The sequence below is a fragment of the Thermodesulfobacteriota bacterium genome (assembly GCA_040755095.1).
Lineage (GTDB): Bacteria > Desulfobacterota > Desulfobulbia > Desulfobulbales > JBFMBH01 > JBFMBH01.
On sequence record JBFMBH010000087.1, the window covers coordinates 1 to 18,928 of the forward strand.

The window sequence follows — 18,928 nt, forward strand, 5'->3', positions numbered from 1 at the left end:
ACATCGGCCACACGCTGGTCCGCCTCCACCGTCACCGGGTCGACGATCATTCCCGACTCGGACTTCTTGACCCGCTCCACCTCCCGGGCCTGAGCCTCCTCGGACATGTTCTTGTGGATGACGCCGATCCCCCCCTCCCGGGCCATGGTGATGGCGGTCCGATGCTCGGTGACCGTATCCATGGCCGCGGCGACCAGGGGGGTGTTGAGCTGGAGGGTGCGGGTGAAGCGGGTGGTCAGATCCACCTCGGCGGGGAGCACCTCCGAGGCCATGGGCAGGAGGAGGAGATCGTCAAAGGTGTAAGCCTCTTCGATGTCCTGATGCGGCATGAAAGAACCCCTTGCTGTGAAGGAGGAAAGAGGGGCCGAGGCTCCCGGCTGCCCGGCAGCGGTCCGGTATCAGGGCTCGGACCCGGCCCCCAGGCAGCTCAGGAGGATGCCCTCCAGAAAACCGCTATCGCTCACCAGGAGGGCGGAAAGCCCCACGAGGGCCAGAAGATCCTGCAAGATGGCGGTGCCGGCCAAAAGGATATCGCCCTGGCGGGCCGCCAGGCCCGGCAGGGCGAGACGATCGTCCACGACCAGGGCGGCCAGGCGTGTGGTCAAACGGTCCAAAGCCTCGCGGCTCAGCGCGTGGCCCTGGATGGCACGGCCGTCATAATATAGCAGGTTCCGATCCAGGGCAGCAAGGGCGCAGGCCGTGCCGCCGGTCGCCACCAGGGCGGCCGGCTGGCCAGCCGTCAGGACCTGCGCCATCAGTGGGGACAGCTGGCTGTGCAGGTGGCGGTTCATCCGCGCCCCGTCCAGACCGCCCGGCGCCGACGGATCAGCAAAGGCCTCGGTGAGAGAAAGGGCGCCCAGAGGCAGGCTCAGGCTGACGGGCTGCCCACCGCCGCCGGCATGCGGGCGGAAGGCCAGCTCCGTGGAGCCACCGCCCACATCCACCACCAGAACCGGCAAGTCCGCCAGGCTCGGCAGGCCGACCAGGGCGCCCGCCAAGGCCAAAGCCGCCTCCTCCTCGCCGCTCACCACCTCCACCGGCCAGCCACGGCCGGCGGCCGCCTGGAGAAACCGGTCCCGGTTGGCCGCCGCCCGCAAAGCCGACGTGCCGCAGGCCCGCACCCGCTCCACCCCCAGACCATCCAGGGTGGCTCGGCACCGGTCCAGAACTGCCAGGGCCTCGGTCATGGCCTCGGGGGCCAAGACGCCGGTTGCGGCAACCCCACGGCCCAGCCGCGGGGTGTAGCGCTTCTTGGCCGCAACCCGCAGCTGGCCGCCGGCAAAGCCAGCCACCAGGAGGCGGATGCTGTTGGCGCCCACATCCACCGCCGCCGCCAGGGACGAGGCGTTTCGAGTTGAAGGGGTCATGGCGATGCATTAGAATGGGCGAGCCCTGCGGTCCGCGCCACCCTGTCCCCCAGTGCCCGGAGAGGTCATGCTGGTCAGCATCAATCCCGACAACCCCCAGCCGCACCAGATCCGGAAGATGGCCCAGCTGCTCCGGGACGGCAGGGTGATCTGCTACCCCACCGACACGGTCTACGGCATCGGCTGCGACATCTTCAACAAACGGGCGGTGGAGCGGGTCTTTCAGATCAAGCGCCGGGCCAAGGACCAGCCCTTCAGCTTCATGTGCAGTGATCTCAAGGACATCAGCCAGTACGCGGTGGTGGGCAACGCTGCCTTCCGGATCATGAAGAAGCACCTGCCCGGGCCCTATACCTTTGTCCTCCAGGGCACCCGGATCGTGCCCAAGATCATGGTCACCAAACAGAAGACCGTGGGGGTGCGGGTACCGGACAACCGGATCTGCCTCGACCTGCTGGCCGCCTTCGGCGGCCCCATCGTCACCACCAGCGCCACCAAAATCGGCGAGGAGCCTCCGCTGGTGGAGGCTTACCAGGTGGAGGAGCGCCTGGGGAAGCTGGTGGACGCGGTCATCGACGGCGGCCCCGTCTATCCGGATCCCTCCTCGGTGATCTCCCTCATCGACGACCAGGTGGAGGTGCTCCGGGAGGGCAAGGGGGATCTGACCGCCTTCCGGCTATGAGAGCGGTCAGACGTCGTCGTCCTCGACCAGGTCCTCCTTCACCGACTTGCCCATCGTGAAGTGGAGGTTGCGGCGGGCCGGGATCGCCATCACCTTGCCGGTCTTCGGGTTCTCGGTGCGGCGGGCCTTGCGCTGCCGTACCGAGAAGGAGCCGAAGCCGCGGATCTCCACCCGCCGGCCGTCCTGGAAGGCGTCCGCCATGGTGGCCAGGAGGATCTCCACCGCCTCGGCCACATCCTTCTTCAGGTAGCCAGGCCGCCGGGCCAGCACCTTGTCCACGAGATCTTTCTTGAGCATGGGTCCTCGGAATAATGGCTGTCTTGCCCAACCAGGGGCTCAGATCCCGCCCGGCCGCCACTCGTAGGCCATGGCCGCCCCGCCCACCAGGGCACGGCGCCAGGCCCTGGCCTCCTGGCGCCCGGCCACAAGCTCCAGCAAAGAGAAATCCCGCCGTTCCGGATAGACCAGCTCCGGCACCTTGTCCAGGCCGGCCAGCTCCGCTACCCGGGCCACCGCGTCCCGGAACGTGCCGTAACGGTCGATGAGACCGCGGGCCAGGGCCTGCTCTCCGGAGAAGATCCGGCCGTCGGCCAGGGGCCAAACCTCTTCCTCGGCCAACCGCCGCCCCTCGACCACCGCCAGCACAAACTGCCGGTGCACCGAGTCGATGACCCCTTGCAGCACCGCCCGCTCCTCGTCCGAAAGCGGCCGATCTGCGGCGCCGATGTCCTTCATGGCGCCGCTCTTCACCACCTGGTTGGCCAGACCGATCTTTTCGAACAGCTCAGCCAGGTTGGGGAACTTCATGATCACACCGATACTGCCGGTGATGGTGCCTGGGCTGGCCAGGATCTCGGTGGCCCCCAGGGCGGCGTAGTAGCCACCCGAGGCCGCCACCGAGCCCAGGGAGACCACCAGCGGCTTGGCAGCGGCACAGCGCTGCACCTCCGCGTGGATCTCCTGGGAGGCCCCCACCAGGCCGCCGGGACTGTCCACCCGCAGCACGATCCCCTTGATCTTGGGGCTGTCACGGAAACTGACCAGATCCTCCACCACGGCGGCCGAAGACAGGATCGGGCCGTCCAGCTCCACGACGCCGATACCGGTATCCACGGTGGCCAGGGTGGGACGGGAATGGAAAAGGCCCGAGACCACAAGGCTCAGGCCGACCATGCCGAGCACCGCGATCCCCGCCAGCAACAGCAGACTGGCGAGGATCGGGTGGCGATTCCGGAAGGATGTTGACTCCACGGCGGGAACAGGATCTGCTGCCGGGAAGGCAGCGGTGGCCGCGGCCCTGGGCGCTGGCAGTCTCCCCCATGCCCACTAGGGGAGAAAGCGCCGGGCCACCGGACTGCATGCAGCCTGGAGCTAGCCCTGGTACTTCTCCTCGGCGCGGCTTTCCATCTCCTCCTTGAGGAGATCGCCGATGGTGGAGGGGGCAGAGGAGCTCTTCTTCACAAACTCCTCGTAGGAGCTCTGGTGCGAATCGTCATCCAGCGCCTTGACCGACAGACCAATCTTACGGTCCTTGGCCGAGACGTTGATCACCCGCGCCGACAGGGTATCGCCGACGTTGTATAGCCCCACTGGGGTCTTGATCTTCTCCCGGCTCAGCTCCGAGACGTGGACCATGCCCTCGATACCGTTCTCCAGCTCCACGAAGACGCCGAAGTCGGTGACGTTGGTGATCTTGCCGTCCACCCGGCTGCCCACCCGGTAGGTGCTGGCCACCCGGTCCCAGGGATCCGGCTCCAGCTGCTTGACCCCCAGGGAGAACCGCTCGTTCTCCCGGTCGATCTTGAGCACCACCGCCTGGATGGTCTGGCCTTTGGAGTAGATCTCCCCCGGGTGCTTGACCCGCTGGGTCCAGGAGATGTCCGAGACGTGGATGAGGCCGTCGATCCCTTCCTCGATGCCGATGAAGATGCCGAAGTCGGTGATATTCTTGATCTTGCCCTCGATGATCGACCCCACCGGGTAGTTCTCGGCCACCAGATCCCACGGGTTGGGCTGGAGCTGCTTCATGCCGAGAGAGATCCTCTTCGCCTCCACATCCACGTTGAGGATGACCACCTCTACGGTATCACCCACCGAGACGATCTTGGAGGGATGTCGAACCTTCTTGGTCCAGGACATCTCCGAGACGTGGATGAGGCCTTCGACCCCCTCCTCCAGCTCCACGAAGGCGCCGTAGTCGGCGATGCTCACCACTCGGCCGTTCACCCGTGCCCCCACCGAGAACCGATCCGCCACCATGCTCCAGGGATCCGGCTTGAGCTGCTTGATCCCCAGGGACACCTTCTCGGTTTCGCGGTCGTATTTGATGACCTTGACCTCCACCGCATCCCCCACCTTGTAGAGCTTGGAGGGATGGGACACCCGGCCCCAGGACAAATCGGTGATGTGGCACAGGCCATCGAGACCGCCCAGATCAATGAACAGGCCGTAGTCGGTGATGTTGGTGACCGTGCCAGGCAGAATGGCTCCCTCGGCCAGGGTTTCCCGCAGCTTCTGGCGCGCCGTTTCCCGCTCCGCCTCCAGGATCGCCCGGCGGGAGATGACCACGTTGTTGCGCTTGCGGTTGAACTTGAGGATCTTGAAGGCAAAGGTCTGCCCCAAGAGGCCGTCCAGGTCCTTGACCGGCCGCAGGTCAATCTGGGAATAGGGCAGAAAGGCCGGCACCCCGATGTCCACCTGGAGGCCGCCCTTGACCCGGTGGTCGATGCGGCCATTGATGGTGCCGTCGGCAGCCTGGATGCGGGCGATCTCCTCCCAGACCTTGATCCCCTCCGCCTTCTGCCGGGAAAGACGGAGGCCACCGTCTCCTTCCCGCTTCTCCACATAGACGTCGAACTCCTGGTTGACAGCGACCGCCAGCTCGTTCTTCTCGTCCATGAACTCGTTCAAAGGGATAATCCCCTCCGACTTGTCGCCCACGTCCACGATGACGGCGTCCTTGTCGATCCGTACCACGATGCCCCGCACCACGTCGCCTTCCCGACATGGCTTCGGTCCCTCATCGATCATCGCGGCAAAGCTGTCCATATCCTCGGCCATGTCGTCGGCAAAGGGCTCGTTGGTTCTGTCCGTCGGATTCATTCCCATGGTCCTGTTGGCTCTTCCTACTGGTTGAGGTTCAAAAAAAATACACCCGGGCAAACGTTTGCGTCGTTATACCAAAGAGGGCCTGCGATGACAACGTTTTCTTGACCCGCCGGCCCGGCGTCCTCCCCGAGCCACTGGTAGGAGAAGGGCTCCCAAAAGCCAGCGGGCGGCCTGGGGAGGGAAAGCCGCCCCCGACCGCCCGCGCCCGCCGCGACCAGCGCGCCCTTCAGCCCACCAGGGCCTCCGCTTGACTGCCCTCCTCGCCCTCGCCATCCACCACCAGCCGGTTGCCCCCCTGGCTCTTGGCCAGATAGAGGGCACGGTCGGCCCGGTTGATGAGATCGCTCATGTCTTCGGCCCAGGAATGCTCCCGCCGCCGGTCGAAATGGGCCACCCCGACGCTGAGGTGGGTGGGCAGGAGCTGATGGCGGTTGTAGTTGGTGAGGAGCCGGCTGCAGATCACCCGCAGCTGCTGGATGTTGGCCTGGGTGATGATCGCCGCAAATTCGTCCCCGCCGTAGCGGAAGGACCAGTCGACGTTCTCCCGGGTGGACTGCAGGAAAACCTCGCCGATGATCCGGAGCACTTTGTCCCCGGCCAGGTGGCCAAAGGTGTCGTTGTAGCCTTTGAACCGGTCCACGTCCACCAGCACGAGAAAGAGATCGTACTGCTGGCGGTGCGCCCGGTGGGCCTCCTCCCAGAGCTTGACGTCGAAATAGCGGCGGTTGTAGAGGTCGGTAAGCCCGTCCCGGATGGACAGCCTTTTGAGCTCCCGGAGCAGACGCTGCTCCCGGAGCACCCGGTTGAGCTTGGCCTCCAGCTCGTCGACGTTGAACGGCTTGGAGATGAAATCGGAGGCCCCGGCCTTGATGACGTCCGTGTAATTGAAGGTGCCGCCATAGGCGGTGACGACAATGACGTCGGTATGGGGATGGCCCTCGCGGATGCGCTTCAGAAGCTCCATGCCATCCATGTTCGGCATCATGATGTCCGTGATGACGATACCGTATTCCTCTTCGGCCATCTTCTGCACCGCCTCGACGCCGTCTCCGGCCACGGCGAAATTGAAGCCGAAGGAGGAAACGAAGGTGCCCAGAAGCTCGCGGATGAGGGGGTCGTCGTCGACGATCAGGATGCTGGTCCGCTCAGGCTCGGCTGTTGCCACGACGTTGGCTCATATGCTGGAGGTAGTCGCTCACGATCCGTCCGTGGTCGAAGACCAGGGGCGGCGTCCTGTCCGGGGGGAAGATTACGGCCTGCCGGGCATCGTCGGCGCCCTTCGGCGTGCCTTCGGCTGTGGCCAGAAAAACGGTGGAGATGGTGTGCAGCCTGGCATCCCGGGCCGGATCCGAGTAGGTGGCCAGCTGTCCCAGAAGCCGGATCGCGAGGCCGGTCTCCTCCCGGGCCTCCCGGACCGCGGCCGCTTCCAGGGATTCGCCGTAGTCCACAAACCCGCCCGGCAGGGCCCATCCCAGGGGCGAATGCCGCCGCTCCACCAGGACAATGCCGCCGGCCATCTGGATGATGATGTCCACCGTAGGCACCGGATGCCGCAACGGCAGCTGGCAGCCACAGCAAGGACAGTCCATGTCCAGTCTCCGAAAAAGGGGGCCGCGCCCTGGGCCTCGCCTCCAGCTTAGAGAATGGCATCAGGCCCAGTCAAGGATGAAAAGCGAACCGCCGGTCGCCGGCAGCCGCCCAGGGACGGGGCTTGGGGGCCCAAGGGCGCCGGGCCGCCCGCGCCCGAAGCACCGCCGCTGGAGGGCGCAACCGGCTTCAAGGATAGCACAGGGCATGGATGGCCGGCCAGCCGGTCACCACCGGCAGATCGTGGCGCCCCCGGTTCCAGGGCTGATCGAAGACCAGGGGCCGGATACCGGCGGCCCGCAGAGCGAGGCAGGTTTCCGCCCGGTCATCGACGAAATGGGTAAGCCCCATATCCTTGATGTGGGCGGTCTTGGCGTCGTGGTCGCCGGTGGCGACCAGCCGGGCCGGCCGGAAGGCGGCGGGACCCAGCACCGTCTCCAGCCAGGCGGCAATGGGGTCTGCCTCGGCCCGGGCCGTGATGAAGGTCAAAGGCGCATCGGCGGCCAAGGCGGTCAGGACCTCCCGGGCCTGGGATATGGGCTTGAGCGCCACCGCCAGGGGCTCATCCAGGATCCGCTGGAAGATGGCCTGGATGATCCCGGGGTCCACGTCGAGACAATCCTCAACCATGAAATCGGTGATCTGGTCGGCCTCGATGCCGACCAGGCCATGATCCTCCCGGGCCAGACGGATGAAGGCCTCCACCGTGTCCGCCACCACGCCGTCGATGTCGAAGCCGAGCCGGCCGGGCTGAATGCGCATCCGTCTGGTCGCCCCCCCTGCCCGCGTGGCCGGGCAATGTTCTTGACAAAGGCGGTCAAGGCCGGCATAGTCAGGGATCCGTCTCGTTGCCAACGTCCCCCCTGGAGCCTTGCCACGCATGCGTTTGCCGCCGCTCACCATCGGCCAATATACAGCACCGGTGCCCCTCATCCAAGGGGGCATGTCCATCCGGGTGTCCACCTCCGAGCTGGCCGCGCCGGTGGCCGAATGCGGAGGCATCGGCACCATCGGCGGCTCCTCGATCCCGGTGGAGGATCTGAAAGCCGACATCCGCAAAGCCAAGAGCCAAACGAAGGGCGTCATCGCGGTGAACATCATGTTCGCCATGAAGAACTTCGTCAATCTGGTGGCCGCGTCCATCGAGGCCGGTGCCGACATGATCGTCACCGGAGCCGGCTTCTCCCGGGATATCTTCAAGGTCGGCCGGGAGACCAACACGCCCATCGTCTCCATCGTTTCCTCGCCCGCCTTTGCCCAGCTGGCCGAGCGGATGGGCGCCGCCGCCATCGTCGTCGAGGCCAAAGAGGCGGGCGGGCATCTCGGCACCGACGTGGCCTTGCGGGAGCTCTTCCCGGAGATCCGCAGGGTGGTGACGAAGGTGCCGCTCATCGCGGCTGGCGGCATCACCAACGGCGCCGAGATGGCGGAGCTCATGGACAAGTATGGTGCGGACGGGGTGCAGGTGGCCACCCGCTTCATCCTCACCAAAGAGTGCGCCGTCTCCGACGTCTTCAAGCAGACGCTCCTGGCGGCCAGGCGCGAGGACGTGGTCGTCATCCGCTCGCCGGTCGGCATGCCGGGCCGGGCCCTGGCCACCCCCTTCGTGCAGCGGCTGAGCCGCAACGAGGACGTTGCCACCAAGGACTGCCGCTACGTCTGCCTCAAGCACTGCGACCACCGTTACTGCATCAGCGATCGCCTCATCCGGGCCCGGGACGGAGACTACCAGGAGGGCCTCTTCTTCACCGGCGAGAATGTCTATAAGATGAAGGAGATCCTTACCGTCCGCCAAGTCTTCGACGAGTTCATCTCCGAAGCCGAATCCCTCTACAAGGAGCCGTGCGCTCCCTGGGCGCCCCAGGACACCGGACACTGCCCCGCCGCATGACCGTTTCCCCCGACAGCGCTCCCCCGCCGGCCGCGGCCATCGAGCCCCGGCGCATCCCCCGCGCGGAACATCCCATCTCCCGCCGCTTCATCGACCGGGAGGCCCTGAAGGTGATGTACCGGCTGAAGGATGCCGGCTTCATCGCCTATCTGGTGGGTGGCGGAGTGCGGGATCTGTATCTGGGCAAAACCCCCAAGGACTTCGACATCGGCACCGACGCCCGGCCCGGCCAGGTCCGCAAGCTCTTCCGCAACAGCCGGATCATCGGCCGCCGCTTCCGTCTGGTGCAGATCATCTTCCCGGGGGGCAAGATCGTCGAGGTCTCCACCTTCCGCAGCCAGGCCGAGTTCGAGCTGGGGGGCGAGGAGCCGACCCTGGGGCCGGACAACACCTTCGGCACCCCGGAGGAGGACGCCTGGCGCCGGGATCTGACCATCAACGCCCTGTTCTACTCCCTGGACGACCTCAGCATCATCGACTACACCGGTGGCGTCCGGGACCTGGATGCCGGCATCATCCGTGCCATCGGCGATCCGGACCGGCGCTTCCACCGGGACCCGGTGCGGATGCTGCGGGCGATCCGCCACGCCGCTCGCAACAGCTTCACCATCGAGCCCGTCACCTGGGCGGCCATCCTGAGCCATGGGGAGAAGCTGGCCTTGTGTCCGGTCTCCCGGCTGCGAGACGAGGTCACGAAGGACTTGCGGGGTGGTGCCAGCCGCACCTGGGGCGCCCTGGCCGTAAGCTCCGGGCTCTTCGGTGTCCTCTTCCCGGCTTACGGGGAGATCCTGCCCGGCCATGCCGAGCTGGAGGCGGGCCTGACCGCTGCCTTGGGGGTGGTGGATCGGCTGCAGCGGGAGGGGGTGGAACTGGACGAGGCCACCATCCTGGGCCTCGTGGCCCTGCCCCGGATCCGGCAGACGCTGGCCACGCTCTGGCCAACCGACCCGCGGCAGAAGAGCGGTGCCTTTGCCGCCCGTATCCAGGACGAGGTGGAACGGATCCTGGCCCCCCTGGAATTCAAGCGAGCCACCCGGGACCGCGCCAGCCTCCTTCTGGCCACCTACCCTTTCTTCGACTCCCTGCGCCTGAGCGGCGCCTGGCCGAAAAGGCTGGCCCGCAAGAGCTACTTCCCCGACTGCGTGGCCTTCTGCCAGCTGGCCGCGGAGGCGGCGGGCGGCCCGGCTGTGGCCCAGGATCAGGTGCTGGCCAGCCGCCGGCCGGAAGGCGAGCGGCCGGACCAGCCCCGGCGGGACCGCCGCCACGGCCGCGCTCCGGTGCTGGGCCGCCGGGGCAAAGGCGGCATCTTCGGTCTCAAGAAGGAATAAACAACCGCCGGCCATGCCTCCCTCCCTGTCCCAGGTGGCCCAGTGGCGGCAGCTGCCCTTCCTGACGCTGGTGGGCTTGGCCCAGGCCGCCAAGCTCCGGCACCGGGGCCAGGCGGTCGCCCTGTGCTCAATCGTCAACGCCAAGTCCGGCGCCTGCAGCGAAGACTGTGCCTTCTGCGTCCAGTCCGCCCATTTCCACGACTGCCGGCCGCCGGTCTACCCCCTCAAGAGCCACGACGAGCTGGTGGCGGCCGCCCGCCAGGCCCGGGCGGACGGGGCGCAGCACTTCTCCATCGTCACCAGCGGCCGCGGCCTGCCCAAGGCCGAGGTGCTGCGGGTGGCCGCGGCCGTCACCGCCATCCGCAGCGAGGTGGGCATTACCCCCTGCGCCTCCCTGGGGATCCTCGATGCCGGCGACCTGGCCCGCCTGCGGGACGCTGGCCTCGTCCGCTACCATCACAACCTGGAGGCGGCGCCTTCCTTTTTCCCCCGCATCTGCTCCACCCACACCTTCGCCGAGCGGGTGGCCACCATTGAGGCGGCCCAGCAGGTGGGGCTGGAGGTCTGCAGCGGCGGCATCTTCGGCCTGGGCGAGGGGGAGGAGGAGCGCATCGAGCTGGCCCTTTTCCTGGCTGGCCTGGGGGTGCAGTCGGTGCCGCTCAACGTGCTCATCCCGTTACCGGGCACGCCCCTGGCCGACCAACCGCCGCCCGCTGTCCTGGAGCTGCTGCGGGCCATCGCCCTCTACCGCCTGATCATGCCGGCGCTGCCGATCCGGCTGGCCGCCGGCCGGGAGACGGTGCTGGCCGATTTTCTGGGCCTGGCCCTCCTGGCCGGCGCAGACGGCATGATGATCGGCGGCTATCTCACCCAGCGGGGCCGGCCACCGGCCCTGGACCTCGCCCTGGTCCGGGAGATGCACCAGCTGTGGAGCGCCTGACGGCGGCCCTGGCCCAGCAGCAGGCCACGGTCGGGCTGCGGGAGCTGGTGCCCCTGGTGCCCCTGGCGGATGGGCGGGTGGCCGTGCCCGGCCACCCCACCCCTTGGCTCGATTTCTCCTCCAACGACTATCTGGGCTATTCCCAGCATCCGGAGGTCAAGGCCGCGGCGGCGGCGGCCCTTGACCGCTACGGCGCCGGCGCCGGCGCCTCCCGGCTCATGAGCGGCGACCGGCCGCTCTTCCACGAGCTGGAGGACGCCCTGGCCCGCCTCGTCGGCTGCGAGAGCGCCCTCCTTTTCGGCGCCGGCTTCCTGGCCAACACCGGCGTCATCCCGGTTCTGGTCGGCCGCGGTGATACCGTGCTCGCCGACCGGGCCAGCCATGCCTCCCTCCTGGACGGCTGCCGCCTGGCCGGCGCCCGCCTGATCCGCTTCCGCCACAACGATGCCGGCCACCTCGAAGAGCTCCTCATCCGGGAGCGCCCACGCTGCCGCCAGGCCCTGATTGTGGCGGAAAGCCTCTACTCCATGGACGGCGATCTGGCGCCTCTGGCCGATCTGGTAGCCATGAAGCACCGCTTCGACGCCATGCTGCTGGTGGACGAGGCCCACAGCGTGGGCGTCTTCGGTGCCCGCGGCGGCGGGCTGCTGGAAGAGCTGGGCTTGGCGGCGGGCGCCGACGTGGTGATCGGCACCCTGGGCAAGGCCCTGGGGAGCAGCGGCGCCTTTGCCGCCGGCAGCAGGCTCCTCCGCCAGGCGCTCATCAACCAGGCCCGCACCTTCATCTTCTCCACCGCGCCGCCGCCAGCGGCCGCAGCAGCGGCCCTGGCCGCCGTGGCCCTCCTGGCCCGGGAGCCGGAACGGCGCCGGGATCTGCGGGTGCGGGCCGCCGGCTTCCGGCAGGCGCTTGCGGCGGCCGGCCTGGCCATGGGGCCTGCCTTGGCCCAGATTCAACCCATTCTGGTGGGGGACAGCCTGCGGGCAGTGGCTCTGCGGGATCGCTTGCGGCGGGAAGGTCTGTTCGTCACCGCGGTCCGGCCGCCGACCGTGCCTGCCGGCACCGCCCGGATCCGCTTCTCGGTGACCTGGCAGCACAGCGCCGAGCAGCTGGCGGCAACGGCCCGCCAGGTGGCGGCCGCCTGCCAGGGGATCGAATCCTGACCGCCATGGCCGGCTGCCGTTTCAGGAAGATGCCCGGTCCGGCAACCGGCATCGTCTTCCTGCCGGGCTGGGGCTTCGACGTCCAGGTCGCGTCCCTGGCTGGCCTTTCCGGGGTGCTGGGTCCGGAAGGCTTCCTGGACCCGGCCTCGCTGGTGCCGGACCTCGCCAGCGGCCTCGATGCCTGGGGGCCGGCGCCGGTGCATCTGGTGGGCTGGTCCCTGGGCGGGTATCTGGCCCTAAGCTTCGCCCAGGCCCAGCCGGCTCGGGTGGCCTCCCTGACCCTGGTGGGGATGCGCGCCTCCTGGCCAGCGGCGGAGATCGACGCGCTGGCCGCCCGCTTCCAGGCTGATCCGGCCGACTTCCTGGCCTGGTTCCGGCGCCTGGCGCTCCTGGGCCTGCCGGCAGGCTGGCAGCGTTTCCAGGAGCTGCCGGCCCTGCCCCTGGACGCCGAGGCCCGGAAACGGCTCCTCGCCGGCCTTTCCTGTCTGGCCGGCCGCATCCCCCGGCCGGTGGCCGGCATCCCCACCCGCATCCTCCACGGCGCCAAGGACCGCATTGCCCCGCCGGCGGAGGCCCTCTCCTTCCCTGGCTGCCCGCCGCGGCTCCTGCCCCGGGCCGGCCACCTGCCTTTTCTGCGCGGGTTGGTCGGACCGGTCTGACCCGTCCGACGGGTCTGACCCGTCCGAGCCCGCTGTCCACCGGTGGTGCCTGCCCGGGTGGGCGGCCAAGGGGGGCCGCCCCTACTTGTCGGAAAGCATGAAGCCGTAGCCCCGCTCGCCGTGCAGGGCGTAGTCCAGGCCTTCGAATTCCTGCCCCTCGTCCACCCGGAAGCCCACCGTCCGCTGCACCAGGAAGCAGATGACCAGGGTCGCCACCGTTGCCAGAGCGACCGTAGCCCCCATGCCGGTGAGCTGCACCCGGAGCTGGTCCCAGGCGCTCCAGCTGCCGGCCGCTGCCGCCGCCTTGGCCATCCAGGAATCCCGGATGAAGAAGGACAGGGCCAGGACGCCGAGGCCGGAGCCGACGCCGTGGATGCCGAAGCAGTCCAGGGAGTCGTCGTAGCCGAGCCGGGATTTCAGCATCAGGGCGCCGTAGCAGGCCAGGGCCGAGAGCGCCCCCAGGGTCATAGCCCCGGTGGGCTGCACCACCCCGGCCGCCGGGGTGATGGCCACCAGGCCGGCCAGGATTCCGGAGACGAAGCCCAGGGAGGTGGCCTTCCGGAAGTGCAGGGCCTCGACCACCAGCCAGGTGAGGGCGCCGCTGGCCGCCGACACCTGGGTCATGGTCAGGGCCCGGGCGGTGTCCAGGCCGCTTTGCACGGTGGAGCCGGCGTTGAACCCGAACCAGCCTACCCACAGGAGGCCGGCCCCGACCATGGTCATGACAAGATTGTTGGGGGGCATGGCCAGGCGGGGGAAGCCCTTGCGGGGCCCGAGATAGATGGCCGCTACCAGGGCCGAGACGCCGGCGGAAACGTGGATCACCAGGCCGCCGGCCAGATCGATCACCCCGGCGGCGCCGGCCTTGAACAGCCAGCCGTCCGGGGCCCAGATCCAGTGGCACAGGGGCAGATAGACCATGAGGAACCACAAGATGATGAACATGATCCAGCCCCGGAAGGTGATCCGCTCCGCCAGGGCGCCGCTGATCAGGGCCGGGGTGATGATGGCGAATTTGCCCTGGAACATGGCCAGGACATACTCCGGGATGCCGTTCACCATGCTGTCGTCGATGCCGGCCAGGAAGAGATAGTCGCGATTCCAGCCGACGAAGCCGCCGGCGATGCTGCCGCCGAAGGCCAGGGCATAGCCGCAGGCCACCCACAGGACGCCGATCACCGCCATGGCCACGAAGGAGTGCATCATGGTGCCCAGGACGTTCTTGGCTCGCACCAGGCCGCCATAGAACATGGCCAGCCCCGGCACCATGAGCAGAACCAGGGCGGTGGAGACCAGCATCCAGGCGGTGGTGCCGGTATCGGTGGCCTCGGCCGCGGCCCAGGGCTGGCCCGGGGAGGCCAGGAGTGTCATGACCAGAAAGAAGATGATGGACACGGGCCGCTGCATGCCTGCCTCCTCCTAAGGAAGCCGCCGGATGGCGGGGCTGGGGTTTGTGGGCTGGGGGCGAATGCAGCTGCCATGCCAGACACCGGGAGCGGCCAAGGCAGGCCTGACTCCAGGGAAAAGGGGATGGCGGCCGCCCCTGGACGGCACGGGCCATCTGACAATCCTGTCTGGAATCCCGGGTCTTCTTGCAGAATTGGCAGGAAAGGGAGGCGCGGGAAAGGCCTGGGGCCGGCCGTGCAGCTCAGACGCTGAAGCGGAACTCGATGATATCCCCGTCCGCCACCGGATAGGTCTTGCCCTCCAGGCGGACCGTGCCCTTCTTGCGGGCCTCGGCGTAGGAGCCGGCGGCCAGGAGGTCATCGTAGGCCACCACCTCGGCCCGGATGAAGCCCTTTTTGATGTCGGAGTGGATCACCTCGGCGGCGTCCAGGGCCGGGGTGCCCTGGCGGATGGTCCAGGCCCGCACCTCGTCCGGCCCGACGGTGAAGAAGGAGGCCAGGCCCAGGAGCCGGTAGGAGGCAGCGATCACCCGGTCCATGGCCGAGGTGGCCACCCCGAAGGCGGCCATGAATTCGGCCGCCTCTTCCGGCGCCATGCGCGCCAGCTCACCCTCCAGCTTGCCCCGCACCGCCAGGCAGTCCAGCTCCGGGGCCAGGGCCAGGTCCGGCAGGGTGTCATCCTCGTCGCCGTTGTTGACCAGCACCAGGCAGGGCTTGGCCGACAGGAGGGCATAGCCCCGCAGCAGGGGAGAGGCGGCCAGGTCCGGACGGGAGCGGAGCGGCGTCTCCGCCTCCAGGAGTGCTTTGGCCTCCGCCAGCAGGCGCAGCTCCTCGGGGTCGGCCCGCCGGCCGCGCTTGGCGTCCATCTCCAGCCGCTCCAGCCTTTTTTCCACCACCAGGAGGTCGGCGAAGACCATCTCCGCGGTCAGCTCCCGGAGGTCCGCCGCCGGGGAGGGGTCGGCAACGCCGGGCACCGGGAAGTTCCGGAGCACGTGGATAAGGGCATCGGTGGTGCGGGCCTCGCTCCAGGTGGTCTCGTTCTTCCGCGACTCCTTGCTGGCGGCCCGCATGGCCGGCAGAAAATACTCCACCTGGGCGAAGACCGTCTTCTTCGGTTGATAGAGACGAGACAGGGTGTCCACCCGGCTGTCCGGCACCCGGATGGCCGCGACGCGGTTCTCCGGGCTGGAGCCGGGAAGACCGGGGGCAGTCCCGGTCAGGGCCTGAAAAAGGGTGGCTCTGCCCGCTCCGGGCAGGCCGATGATGCCAAGCTTCATGGGGCGCTTTGGTCTGTGCGGAGAAGAGGGGAATGGAGATACAGGACCGCCGGCAACAGGCAGCGGCAGCCGGATCGACCGCCGCACCTTAGTCCAGGAACCGACTGGCGTCAATCCGCAAGGCTCTGGACCGACAACCATAAAAAATTTTTCGCAAATTGTTTCATGCCGTGCTAGACTGGAATCAACAGGACTATCCGGCAGCCGTCCGGCCACCCTTTCAGGGATTCTGGCCGCCCTTCCTGGCTGCCGGCCAATGCGAAGACGCTCCCCGCAAGCAGACCAAGTCCGAAGAGCCCGGATCGCGACCCGGATCCTGCGGCAGCGGTGGCCGCCGGATCTGCCGCATCCCTCTGGTGTCCCATGGAGGTGGCGTCATGTCCTGCTATCGTCCTGGGCTGGCCTCGGCCTGCACCCTGGCCGTGGCGCTGGTCCTCACCGGCACAGCCGCCGGCTTTGTCCAGACCTTTGGCAGCCCTGGCCACGAGACCGGGGCCGGCGTTTGCCAGACCGCGGACGGCAGCTTCGTCATGATCGGCAGCCAGGGCGCCGATCCCCGGGGACCGCAGTCCCTGTACCTGGTGGCGGCCGACAGCTTCGGCCGCGAGCTGTGGAGCCGGGCCTTCGGCCAGCCGGGGGCCAGCATCGAAGGCCGGGCGGTCCTGGCCCTGGCGGACGGCGGCCTGCTGGCCCTGGGCCGCCGCAGGGTCTACCCGGCTACCGCCGCCAACGACTGGGACATCCACCTCCTGGCCCTGTCGGCCGACGGCCAGGAGCGCTGGTCCCAGACAGTGGACCTGGCAGGCCAGGATCTGGCCGCGGCCATCGCCCTGGATGCCCAGGGCCGGATCCTGGTCGCCGGCACCACCTGGCCCCGGGCCGGGGAGGGCAGCGACGGCTTTCTTGTCGCCCTGAGCCCGGATGGACGGCCGTTGTGGCAGCGCATCTTCCACCGCGGTCTTCTGGATCAGATCTCGGGCCTGGCCATTGCCCCGGCCGGCGACCTGCTGCTGGCCGGGACCACCGGTCCGGACCTGGCCTTGCCCTCGGACCTGTGGCTGGTGGCCTTCGGCCCCGATGGCACGCTCTCCTGGCAGAGGACCCATGACCTCTTCGGCCGGGACGAGGCCCTGGCCGTTGCCGCCCTGGCCGGCGGCGGCTGGGTCCTGACCGGCCGCACCGATGCCGGCCAGCCGTGCAGCTCCCAGCTCCTCCTCGCGGCACTGGATGCGGACGGTGGCCTGCGCTGGTCGACCCTGCACGGCGGCGCCGGCTTCGACGCCGGCACCGCCCTGTGGCCAGCCGCGGGCGGCGGCTTCCTGGTGGCGGGCTACTCCTTCACCGACACCGCTGGCCAGGGCGGCTACGATCTTTATCTCCTGCATGCCGGCCAGGCCGGCGGGGAGGTCTGGTCGTATCTGGCGGGCGGTGCCCGGGCGGACTATGGCTGGGCCGTGCAGGAGACCGCCGACGGCGGGGTCATTGCCGCCGGCAGCACCGCCTCCCTGGGGGCGGGGGGCGACGATCTTCTGGCCGTGCGCACCGATTTCGCCGGCCATCCGGGCCTCACGGGCTCCTGCCCCACGGCGGATCCGGGTCCGGACCGCACGGCCTGGGTGGGCGAGACCATCCTGTTGTCCGGCAGCGCCAGCCAGGATCCGGACAACGATCTGCCCCTGGCCTTTGCCTGGCAGCTTATGGACCGGCCCGCCGGCAGTCTTGCCTCCCTGCCCACCCCCCAGGCCGCGACCACGACCTTCACCCCGGACCAGCCCGGCGCCTACCGCCTGCAGCTGGCGGTCCGGGACAGCCGCGGCTTTGCCGGCGCCCCTGCCCCGCTGCTGATCCAGGCCCTGCCCTGCCCGGATGACGACAACGACGGCGTCCGCCGGTGCGAGGGCGACTGCGATGATGCCCAGCCAGCGGTCCATCCCGGGGCGGCCGAGGCCTGCGACGGCCGGGACAACGACTGTAACGGCGCAACCGACGAGGGGCTGGGCACCATAAGCTGCGGCCTGGGCGCCTGCCAGCACACGGTGCCGGCCTGCCAGGCGGGCCGGCTTGCGGTCTGTCAGCCCCTGCCGCCCGGGGCGGAAATCTGCGGCGACGGCGTGGACAGCGACTGCGACGGCCTGAACGATGCCGCTGATCCGGACTGCCGGCTGCCGGGCCTGGTGGCGGAGCTGGCGGCCCTCAAAGCCGCCATCCTGGGCTTTCCGGCCGCCTGGCTCAAGAACGGCAAGGACAGCTTCAAGACGCCGCTGGCCAACAAGCTCGACGAGGTGATGCGGCTCTTGACCGCGGCCCAGGCTGCCGGGCCCGGCGAGGCGCCAGCGCTTCTCGCCCAGGCCGCCGGCCAGCTCCGGCAGGATCTTCGGGCCAAGACCGACGGCTGCTACGGCGGCCACGAGGCCAACGACTGGCTGATCGCTTGCCAGGCCAGAAGCCCCGGCGCCGGCCCCATCGGCCAGGACCTGGTGCTGCCGGTCCTGGACCGGGTGCTGGCCCGGCTGCCGTCCCCCGTAAACCCCTGACCGGGCCGGATGCCACGGCCCCTGGAGTGTCCTGCCATGAAGACCCGTGCCGCTCTTGCCACCTTGCCCCTGGCCATCCTCCTGGCCCTGCCTGCCGGGGCCGAGGTCTCAGACCGGCTCCTGATCCATTCGGATGATGCCGACGGCTCCCAGGTGTTCACCGACGCCTCGCCCCGCCGCCACCCCATCACCCCGTACGGCGACGTCGCCCACTCCACCGATGAGAGCGCGCCTGGCCTGGGGATGAGCGCCATCTTCTTCGACGGCGACGGTGATTTCCTGAAGCTGGAGCCGGATCCGGACTGGAGCCTGGGGGGTGACTTCGAGATCGAGCTGTGGGCCTGGTTCGCCTCCTTCACCCGGGAGCTGGTGCTCGCCTCCGGCAGCCGCAGCTTCTGGCTGAACGGCCACGGCTGGTCCCTGGTGGCCTGGAGCTCGGCGGTCGCCTTCGGCTACCAGCAGCCCAGCCCCAACCGCTGGGACCTGGATCTCTACGGCAGCTACCCCTTCCAGCTGCGCACCTGGTACCACCTCAAGGTGGCGCGCCAAAACGGCTTCATCCGCATCCTGGTGAACGGCCAGGAGGTTCCGTTGCGGGACGGCACCGAGGCCGGCAGCCCGCTGGTGGGCACCAGCTTCCTCTATCCGGCGACCATCAGGAGCGATTTCCCTCTCTACGTGGGCGCCTGCACCGGCGAGGGCAGCGGCCTGGTCCACAAAGGCTTCCTGGACGAGATCCGCATTGCCCACGGGACCACCTACACCGAGGTGTCCCTCACCGGCTGTGACAGCGCCGCGGCCGAAGACAGCGACAACGACGGCGTCATCGACCCCTGGGACGACTGCCCCGACACCCCCCCCGACTCCTGGGTGGACCGCCACGGCTGCCCCCCCGGCTGCCCGTAAGCACTGCCCCCCTCCTGGCCTCCCCCCGCTGGGGGGAGGAGACGCGCCAACACCGCGCCCGGTTGTCTTCGCCTCCCTCCCCC

At 68.8% G+C, this 18,928-nt stretch carries 18 protein-coding genes; 8 read left to right on the forward strand and 10 right to left on the reverse strand.

Annotated elements, in window-relative coordinates:
• Together AB1634_12945 and AB1634_12950 are read right to left on the reverse strand one after the other, a co-directional pair.
• The coding region (locus AB1634_12945) for an IMP dehydrogenase (GenBank protein ID MEW6220423.1) at positions 1-329 on the reverse strand (329 nt) is incomplete at its 3' end.
• Between the two features lie 69 nt (positions 330-398).
• Positions 399-1,367, reverse strand: coding sequence for a Ppx/GppA family phosphatase (locus AB1634_12950; GenBank protein ID MEW6220424.1), 969 nt, complete (start codon positions 1,365-1,367; stop codon positions 399-401).
• Between the two features lie 67 nt (positions 1,368-1,434).
• On the opposite strand from AB1634_12950, the gene AB1634_12955 reads away from it, so the two are divergent.
• Positions 1,435-2,049 carry an L-threonylcarbamoyladenylate synthase gene (locus tag AB1634_12955; protein ID MEW6220425.1) on the forward strand — a complete coding sequence of 205 codons (615 nt, stop codon included), beginning with the start codon at positions 1,435-1,437 and terminating at the stop codon, positions 2,047-2,049.
• 6 nt (positions 2,050-2,055) lie between these two features.
• On the opposite strand, the gene AB1634_12960 is transcribed toward AB1634_12955, so the two are convergent.
• The 6 genes from AB1634_12960 to AB1634_12985 form a co-directional block, all read right to left on the reverse strand.
• The gene (locus tag AB1634_12960) at positions 2,056-2,346 is read right to left on the reverse strand and encodes an HU family DNA-binding protein (protein MEW6220426.1); all 291 of its coding nucleotides are present in this window, start codon (positions 2,344-2,346) and stop codon (positions 2,056-2,058) included.
• A 39-nt stretch (positions 2,347-2,385) separates the two neighbouring features.
• On the reverse strand, positions 2,386-3,300 hold the full coding sequence (sppA, locus tag AB1634_12965) for a signal peptide peptidase SppA (GenBank protein ID MEW6220427.1): 915 nt from the start codon (positions 3,298-3,300) through the stop codon (positions 2,386-2,388).
• Between the two features lie 120 nt (positions 3,301-3,420).
• Complete coding sequence (locus tag AB1634_12970; GenBank protein ID MEW6220428.1) at positions 3,421-5,151, reverse strand: 30S ribosomal protein S1; 1,731 nt, start codon at positions 5,149-5,151, stop codon at positions 3,421-3,423.
• A gap of 232 nt (positions 5,152-5,383) precedes the next feature.
• Positions 5,384-6,322, reverse strand: a complete 939-nt coding sequence (locus tag AB1634_12975; GenBank protein MEW6220429.1) for a diguanylate cyclase — start codon at positions 6,320-6,322, stop codon at positions 5,384-5,386.
• Complete coding sequence (locus AB1634_12980; protein ID MEW6220430.1) at positions 6,303-6,746, reverse strand: NUDIX hydrolase; 444 nt, start codon at positions 6,744-6,746, stop codon at positions 6,303-6,305. The genes AB1634_12975 and AB1634_12980 overlap by 20 nt, the downstream gene beginning before the upstream one ends.
• A gap of 187 nt (positions 6,747-6,933) precedes the next feature.
• Positions 6,934-7,506: a hypothetical protein gene (locus AB1634_12985; protein MEW6220431.1), complete on the reverse strand. Its 573-nt coding sequence runs from the start codon at positions 7,504-7,506 to the stop codon at positions 6,934-6,936.
• Between the two features lie 118 nt (positions 7,507-7,624).
• Between AB1634_12985 and AB1634_12990 the strand changes: the two genes are divergently transcribed.
• From AB1634_12990 to AB1634_13010, 5 genes are read left to right on the forward strand one after another with little or no spacing between them, the layout of a single operon-like run.
• Complete coding sequence (locus AB1634_12990) at positions 7,625-8,635, forward strand: nitronate monooxygenase (GenBank protein MEW6220432.1); 1,011 nt, start codon at positions 7,625-7,627, stop codon at positions 8,633-8,635.
• The gene (locus tag AB1634_12995) at positions 8,632-9,963 is read left to right on the forward strand and encodes a poly(A) polymerase (protein MEW6220433.1); all 1,332 of its coding nucleotides are present in this window, start codon (positions 8,632-8,634) and stop codon (positions 9,961-9,963) included. Before AB1634_12990 ends, AB1634_12995 begins: the two co-directional genes overlap by 4 nt.
• 13 nt (positions 9,964-9,976) lie before the next feature.
• Positions 9,977-10,903 (forward strand): biotin synthase BioB, encoded by a 927-nt coding sequence (gene bioB, locus AB1634_13000; protein ID MEW6220434.1) that lies wholly within the window; start codon positions 9,977-9,979, stop codon positions 10,901-10,903.
• Complete coding sequence (locus AB1634_13005) at positions 10,891-12,063, forward strand: 8-amino-7-oxononanoate synthase (protein ID MEW6220435.1); 1,173 nt, start codon at positions 10,891-10,893, stop codon at positions 12,061-12,063. Before bioB ends, AB1634_13005 begins: the two co-directional genes overlap by 13 nt.
• Before the next feature lie 29 nt (positions 12,064-12,092).
• On the forward strand, positions 12,093-12,722 hold the full coding sequence (locus tag AB1634_13010) for an alpha/beta fold hydrolase (GenBank protein ID MEW6220436.1): 630 nt from the start codon (positions 12,093-12,095) through the stop codon (positions 12,720-12,722).
• A gap of 81 nt (positions 12,723-12,803) precedes the next feature.
• On the opposite strand, the gene AB1634_13015 is transcribed toward AB1634_13010, so the two are convergent.
• Together AB1634_13015 and AB1634_13020 are read right to left on the reverse strand one after the other, a co-directional pair.
• On the reverse strand, positions 12,804-14,093 hold the full coding sequence (locus AB1634_13015; GenBank protein ID MEW6220437.1) for an ammonium transporter: 1,290 nt from the start codon (positions 14,091-14,093) through the stop codon (positions 12,804-12,806).
• A gap of 277 nt (positions 14,094-14,370) precedes the next feature.
• The gene (locus AB1634_13020) at positions 14,371-15,405 is read right to left on the reverse strand and encodes a DUF933 domain-containing protein (protein MEW6220438.1); all 1,035 of its coding nucleotides are present in this window, start codon (positions 15,403-15,405) and stop codon (positions 14,371-14,373) included.
• A 377-nt stretch (positions 15,406-15,782) separates the two neighbouring features.
• Here AB1634_13020 and AB1634_13025 point away from each other — a divergent pair, with 377 nt between their 5' ends.
• Complete coding sequence (locus AB1634_13025; GenBank protein ID MEW6220439.1) at positions 15,783-17,939, forward strand: MopE-related protein; 2,157 nt, start codon at positions 15,783-15,785, stop codon at positions 17,937-17,939.
• Between the two features lie 36 nt (positions 17,940-17,975).
• Positions 17,976-18,845 carry a hypothetical protein gene (locus tag AB1634_13030; GenBank protein MEW6220440.1) on the forward strand — a complete coding sequence of 290 codons (870 nt, stop codon included), beginning with the start codon at positions 17,976-17,978 and terminating at the stop codon, positions 18,843-18,845.
• Positions 18,846-18,928: the final 83 nt, after the last annotated feature.

Coding starts and splice junctions, on each gene's coding strand:
- AB1634_12950 (MEW6220424.1), bottom strand. CDS start 1,367: ATGACCCCTTCAACTCGAAACGCCTCGTCCCTGGCGGCGGCGGTGGAT.
- AB1634_12955 (MEW6220425.1), top strand. CDS start 1,435: ATGCTGGTCAGCATCAATCCCGACAACCCCCAGCCGCACCAGATCCGG.
- AB1634_12960 (MEW6220426.1), bottom strand. CDS start 2,346: ATGCTCAAGAAAGATCTCGTGGACAAGGTGCTGGCCCGGCGGCCTGGC.
- AB1634_12970 (MEW6220428.1), bottom strand. CDS start 5,151: ATGAATCCGACGGACAGAACCAACGAGCCCTTTGCCGACGACATGGCC.
- AB1634_12980 (MEW6220430.1), bottom strand. CDS start 6,746: ATGGACTGTCCTTGCTGTGGCTGCCAGCTGCCGTTGCGGCATCCGGTG.
- AB1634_12985 (MEW6220431.1), bottom strand. CDS start 7,506: ATGCGCATTCAGCCCGGCCGGCTCGGCTTCGACATCGACGGCGTGGTG.
- AB1634_12990 (MEW6220432.1), top strand. CDS start 7,625: ATGCGTTTGCCGCCGCTCACCATCGGCCAATATACAGCACCGGTGCCC.
- AB1634_12995 (MEW6220433.1), top strand. CDS start 8,632: ATGACCGTTTCCCCCGACAGCGCTCCCCCGCCGGCCGCGGCCATCGAG.
- bioB (MEW6220434.1), top strand. CDS start 9,977: ATGCCTCCCTCCCTGTCCCAGGTGGCCCAGTGGCGGCAGCTGCCCTTC.
- AB1634_13010 (MEW6220436.1), top strand. CDS start 12,093: ATGCCCGGTCCGGCAACCGGCATCGTCTTCCTGCCGGGCTGGGGCTTC.
- AB1634_13015 (MEW6220437.1), bottom strand. CDS start 14,093: ATGACACTCCTGGCCTCCCCGGGCCAGCCCTGGGCCGCGGCCGAGGCC.
- AB1634_13020 (MEW6220438.1), bottom strand. CDS start 15,405: ATGAAGCTTGGCATCATCGGCCTGCCCGGAGCGGGCAGAGCCACCCTT.
- AB1634_13025 (MEW6220439.1), top strand. CDS start 15,783: ATGTCCTGCTATCGTCCTGGGCTGGCCTCGGCCTGCACCCTGGCCGTG.
- AB1634_13030 (MEW6220440.1), top strand. CDS start 17,976: ATGAAGACCCGTGCCGCTCTTGCCACCTTGCCCCTGGCCATCCTCCTG.